The 5,281-nt window shown below is 39.9% G+C and carries 4 protein-coding genes; all 4 read left to right on the top strand.

Annotated features, from left to right (window positions below; genetic code table 11):
• The first annotated feature begins 389 nt into the window (after positions 1–389).
• The 4 genes from JK188_RS16225 to JK188_RS16240 all read left to right on the top strand — a co-directional run bounded on the left by JK188_RS16225 (position 390) and on the right by JK188_RS16240 (position 5,245).
• Positions 390–965 carry a fimbrial protein gene (locus JK188_RS16225; protein WP_036948189.1) on the top strand — a complete coding sequence of 192 codons (576 nt, stop codon included), beginning with the start codon at positions 390–392 and terminating at the stop codon, positions 963–965.
• 88 nt (positions 966–1,053) lie between these two features.
• Positions 1,054–1,755, top strand: a complete 702-nt coding sequence (locus tag JK188_RS16230) for a fimbrial biogenesis chaperone (RefSeq protein WP_036948187.1) — start codon at positions 1,054–1,056, stop codon at positions 1,753–1,755.
• An 8-nt stretch (positions 1,756–1,763) separates the two neighbouring features.
• Positions 1,764–4,238, top strand: a complete 2,475-nt coding sequence (locus tag JK188_RS16235) for a fimbria/pilus outer membrane usher protein (protein ID WP_211885500.1) — start codon at positions 1,764–1,766, stop codon at positions 4,236–4,238.
• Positions 4,235–5,245, top strand: a complete 1,011-nt coding sequence (locus tag JK188_RS16240; RefSeq protein ID WP_442959131.1) for a fimbrial protein — start codon at positions 4,235–4,237, stop codon at positions 5,243–5,245. Before JK188_RS16235 ends, JK188_RS16240 begins: the two co-directional genes overlap by 4 nt.
• The last annotated feature ends 36 nt before the right edge of the window (positions 5,246–5,281 follow it).

Consider the following 5,281-nt stretch of genomic DNA (forward strand, 5'->3'; position numbering starts at 1 on the left):
TCGCACCAAGCGATGACAGGGCACTTTGGGACATTAAAACTGACAGGTGGGTACGAGTGATGTTTTGGCTATTAATAGATCATTTGCAATAGCCTGCACCTATCAAAATGTTAATAAGCTAAGGTAAAAACGATTTAATGACACATAAGTTTTTATGTATTCTTTGCTTCGAATTAGATGGTCATACAAGTTGTTGGTCAAAAACAGAATGCACTGAGCTACTTTTGATTTGTGCATCACAGGGATCTGTTAGAAGCTTTAAATATGCTGACTTCTGGCTGTATTTTAATACGGTCGAGCTCTGTTTTTGCTGTTACCCAAGACTGAATAAAAGACCTCTTAATAATTTGTATAAGCAATAAATAAAAAACTCATCTTAGGAATTGAAAATGAAAAAAGTTTTACTGACTGCTATCGCAGCAACAGTTCTTGGTTTCACAACAGCAAATGCAGCAACTTCAGTTGGCGGTGGCCAAGTTAACTTTAACGGTAAAGTTATGGATGTTTCTTGTAACGTTTCTGTTGATGGTCAAGGTAGCGATGCAACTGTGTATTTAGCACCTGTTTCTTTACAAGAAGTTAAAAACGGCGGCGCTAACACTATTTTAAAACCAAAAACTTTCGCTATCGAAATCAGCGATTGTGCACAAAGCGGCAAACCTGTTACTGATACTGCAGCCTTAGGCGTACGTTGGACTGGTGGTAACTTAGCAGCTAACACTAACGGTAGCTTAGCTAACACTGTTGTTAATGGCGCTAAAAACATCCAATTAGCACTGTCTACTGACGGCGAAAAAACTACTAAAATTTTCCCAGGTCAAGCAAGCCAACCAAAAGCAGTTGGTGAGAAAAACGGTAGCAATACCCGTTTCACTTACTATGTTGGTTACTCAACAGCAACTCCTGACACTGTAAGCGCGGGTGAAATCCAAAGCTACGCGACTTACGAAATTACTTATAACTAATTTTTCAGTCAGTTTTTATCGGCATTTTCGATAAAAGCATGAGTTAGTAAGCGGTGGGCTAACTGCCGCTTTTTGCTTTGAGGCCTACATGAAAGCCATTCTATTTAGCCTTTGCTTACTGTCGAGTATGACAGCATTTGCAAATAACATCATCGTTAACGGTACTCGTTTTGTTTATCCTAGCGATGAGAAAGAAATCACTATCCAATTAAATAATACGGCTGACCGCCCGGCTATGGCCCAGGCATGGCTTGATACAGGTGATGCATCTGAAACACCTGATACGATTAAAACGCCATTTCAACTCACGCCACCGATTTCCCGAATTGAAGCAAAAGGTGGACAAACTATCCGCATTAAGCTGATGGATAAATCCGCCTTACCACAAGACAGAGAATCCTTATGGTGGCTGAATTTGTTAGACATTCCACCAATGGTCAAAAATAAAGCAGAAGAAAATCAAAATGTGCTGCAATTGGCTATCCGTTCTCGTTTTAAATTTTTCTATCGCCCATCAGGCCTAGGTAGTCGAGAGCTTGCTCCTGAGCAACTCGTTGTTAAAGCAGATGGCAGCAAACTTAATATCGGCAACCCGTCGCCATACTTTATTACTATTACAAAAATTTCTACTGATGGTTCTAACGGATTGAATAATGAAACAATTTTTTTAGAGCCTAAAAGCCAGTCGACAGTGACACTCAAGCGAGCACTGACGTCAGGAACTAAAATTATTATTAACAATATCAACGATTACGGCTCAGATGTAGCGGTAAAAACTACCGTTAAATAGGATTTAGAATGAAGCAGAGAGAGTTAAAAAATAAATATACAAACTTACTCTCAGTGACAGGTTTAGTCACAGTCTGTGCTTTACCGTCGTTTTATGCTTGGAGTGAAGAAGATACCACGTATGAATTTAACAGCGGTTTCATTATAGGTAGCCAAGAAAACGTTGATTTTGACAGATTTAATACAACAGGGATTGGCCCAGGAAAATATTCCGTTGATGTATATACCAATGGGAGTTGGAAAGGGCGATACGACCTTGATTTCGTGGCAAAAGAAAATGGACAGTTAGGAACCTGCTATACCCCAGCCCTGTTATCTGACTTAGGTATTAATGTCGAAAAGTTTGCCCCAACGGCGAAACCCGATAGCAAAGAGTGTCTTTTTTTAACTCAGTGGAATAGTGATCCTGATGTTAGTGACACATTTCACTCATCAACATTACGAGTTGATATTTCTGTTCCTCAAATTTATGAGCAGAAATCATCTCGTGGCTATGTCTCTGAACAATTTTGGGAAACTGGAGTCCCTGCATTGAATCTGGGGTATATGAGTAACTATTATGATAGTCGCTCAAATGGTAACAATAATGCGAGTGCTTATCTCGGATTAAATGCAGGATTAAGCTATGACGGTTGGTTATTAAAGCATATTGGAAATTTAAATTGGCAACGTAAAGAGGGTGCTAATTGGCATAGTAACCAAACCTATTTACAACGTCCTATTGTTGGATTGAAATCTAAAGCAACCGCAGGTCAGTTTTATACTGACGGGGATATGTTCGACAGTATCAGTTTATTAGGGGCTAAAATTGCCACTGACGATACAATGTATCCTGATAGCATGAGTTCTTTTGTACCTGAAATTCGAGGTGTTGCACAAAGTAATGCCCTTGTTACCGTCAAACAAAATGACGTCGTTATTTATCAAACCTCGGTTTCCCCTGGGCCATTTAACCTCAATGATGTGTACCCATCTGGTTATGGTAATGACCTTGTTGTGACTATCAAAGAGGCAGATGGAAGTGAATCTTCTTTTAGTGTGCCTTACACGTCTATGGCACAGTTACTACGTCCCGGTTATACCCGTTATCAACTGTCAGGTGGTAAATCAGATGCTAAAGGCATCAGTAACCAACCGTTCATTATGCAAGGTACTTTGCAGCACGGTTTAAATAACACGTTCACACTGTATGGTGGAATCACGGCATTTGATGACTATCAGGCTTATTTGCTAGGTGCGGGTGTGAATACGGTTATTGGTGCGGTTGCCGTCGATATTACCCAATCAAGAACGGTATTCAAGCAAAAAACGGATATGGGGCAAAGTTACCGGTTTACTTTTAACAAGTTATTTTCTGATACTGACACAAACCTTGTATTAGCAGCATATCGTTATTCAACAGAAGATTATTACAGCCTTTCTAATGCGATTTACACGATTGATGCGGATAAGAAAGGAATAGATAGTTCATTAGGGCGTGAGAAAAACGGTTTTAGCTACACAATTAACCAAAATTTACCGTACGACTTAGGAAGTTTCTATTTCACTGGACGTATTTCAAGTTATTGGAACCGTAGCGGTATCGAAAAGCAGTATCAATTAAATTACAACAACCAATTTGAACGCTTTTCGTATGGCATCTCATTTATGCGAGTCTATTCAGATAATACGCAAAGAACGCAAGATGATCGTGTGAGTTTAAATGTGAACTTCCCTCTCTATTTCGGGGATCGCAATTACGCTGCCATTACCTCAAACACCATCTTTAATAATGATAAATTTGGTTCTTCACAAGTGGGAGTTAATGGGTCAATTGATACAGATAATAATTGGACTTATGGTTTAAATACGTCGTTTGAAGAACATGGTAATAGTAACTTTGCACTGAATACGGGATATCAAACTTCGGTTGTGAATACGAATGCTAACTACAGCCAAGGTAATGGTTATCGTCAATATGGTGCTTCTGCTAATGGATCAATGGTGGTGCATGAGGGTGGAGTCACATTCTCGCCGAATACCTCTTCAACGATTGCATTAATAGAAGCGAAGGGGGCCGAAGGGGCTTCTGTCATGGGGTCTCAGAATACCAAAATTGATAGCCATGGATATGCGTTAGCGCCTTATGTTCGCCCTTATCGTATTAATAATGTCGACATTGACCCGAAAGGTAGCCCTGAAGATATCGTGTTTAACAGTACCACAGCGCAAGTTGTACCGTATGAAGGTAGCGTTGTAAAAGTTGTTTTTGATACGAAAATTGAGAAAAACGCAGTGTATAGCGTCGTTCGACCGAACAGTAAAGCGCTGCCATTCGGTGCCAATGTGTTGGATCCTCAAGGGAATTACATTGGTGTTGTAGGGCAAGGTGGGACAGTCTTTATTAGTAATAATGAATCTAAACTTGCGACAGTGAAGTGGGAAGGCGGAGAGTGTTCGTTCCCATTAACGACGGAAAATAGTCAGGAGAGTCTATGTCAATGATCAAAAAATGGCGCTGGCTAATTGGTGCTGGTGTTCTCCTTACTACTCAGTATGCATTAGCTTTCGGGTATGCAGATGTTTGTTATCGCAAGAATGTAAGACCCATAGATCTCAATATGACCTTAGGCAATGTTGTTGTTGATCCAAACCTTCCTGTTGGAGGGGTTATTATGAGAAAACAATGGCCTATGCGTACTAATGGCTATCAATCGTATTTAACATGTTATGGAACGAATACGCTTCAAGCTGAAGTGGTGATGGGTGGTCTGCGTCATTTAGGTGATGGCGTTTATCAATCCAGTATTCCAGGAATAGGTATGAAATTTGAACGAGGTGGAAACCAAGTCAATATTCTCTATCCCGGTACTCATACGATTTATGGCGGACGAAATGGTGTAAATGTATACCTTGAAAACTCAACGTTCACATTAACATTGATAAAAACCGCAAGAAAAACAGGTTCTGGCACAATTGCCAATGGGCAGTACACCGAATATGGTTACAAACATAATACGGATCCATTAATTCGGACGTATCTACAAGGAAATGCGATCACAATTGTATCGCCATCTTGCTTAATCAATGGTGGACGAGAACAGAATGTGACACTCGCACCGATAAAACGCAATCAATTGACCGCTTATCAAGCACCTGTGGGAGAGATTGATTTTGATATTACCATGGAGTGTAACGGTGGAATTACCTCTTCAGGATTAACTACATTTAATATTGATTTTCGTGGAAATGCGTCGGCGAGTGATGTTAATGGCGTACTAAGAAATGAAGAAGCTGGAACTAATGGTGCAAAGGGTGTTGGTATTCAAGTAATAGAAAGAAGTAGTAAAGCACCATTAAGTTTTACTCGTAGTTATAAAGTCGGTACGGTAGTGAATAATCAGGATGACTTATTGATTTTTCCTTTAACCGCTCGATATTTTCCTTATGAGAGAGCCATTTCGGCAGGTGATGTTCGGTCACACTTAGTTTTCAATGTCACTTACGATTAAAAATCATATTCAACTTCAATAGGAAATCGCATATTT

Source organism: Providencia sp. JGM181, assembly GCF_018257375.1.
Taxonomy (GTDB): domain Bacteria; phylum Pseudomonadota; class Gammaproteobacteria; order Enterobacterales; family Enterobacteriaceae; genus Providencia; species Providencia lanzhouensis.

What these genes read in the sequence shown, in the direction of transcription:
- JK188_RS16225 (WP_036948189.1), top strand. Translation starts at nt 390, where the DNA reads ATGAAAAAAGTTTTACTGACTGCTATCGCAGCAACAGTTCTTGGTTTC.
- JK188_RS16230 (WP_036948187.1), top strand. Translation starts at nt 1,054, where the DNA reads ATGAAAGCCATTCTATTTAGCCTTTGCTTACTGTCGAGTATGACAGCA.
- JK188_RS16235 (WP_211885500.1), top strand. Translation starts at nt 1,764, where the DNA reads ATGAAGCAGAGAGAGTTAAAAAATAAATATACAAACTTACTCTCAGTG.
- JK188_RS16240 (WP_442959131.1), top strand. Translation starts at nt 4,235, where the DNA reads ATGATCAAAAAATGGCGCTGGCTAATTGGTGCTGGTGTTCTCCTTACT.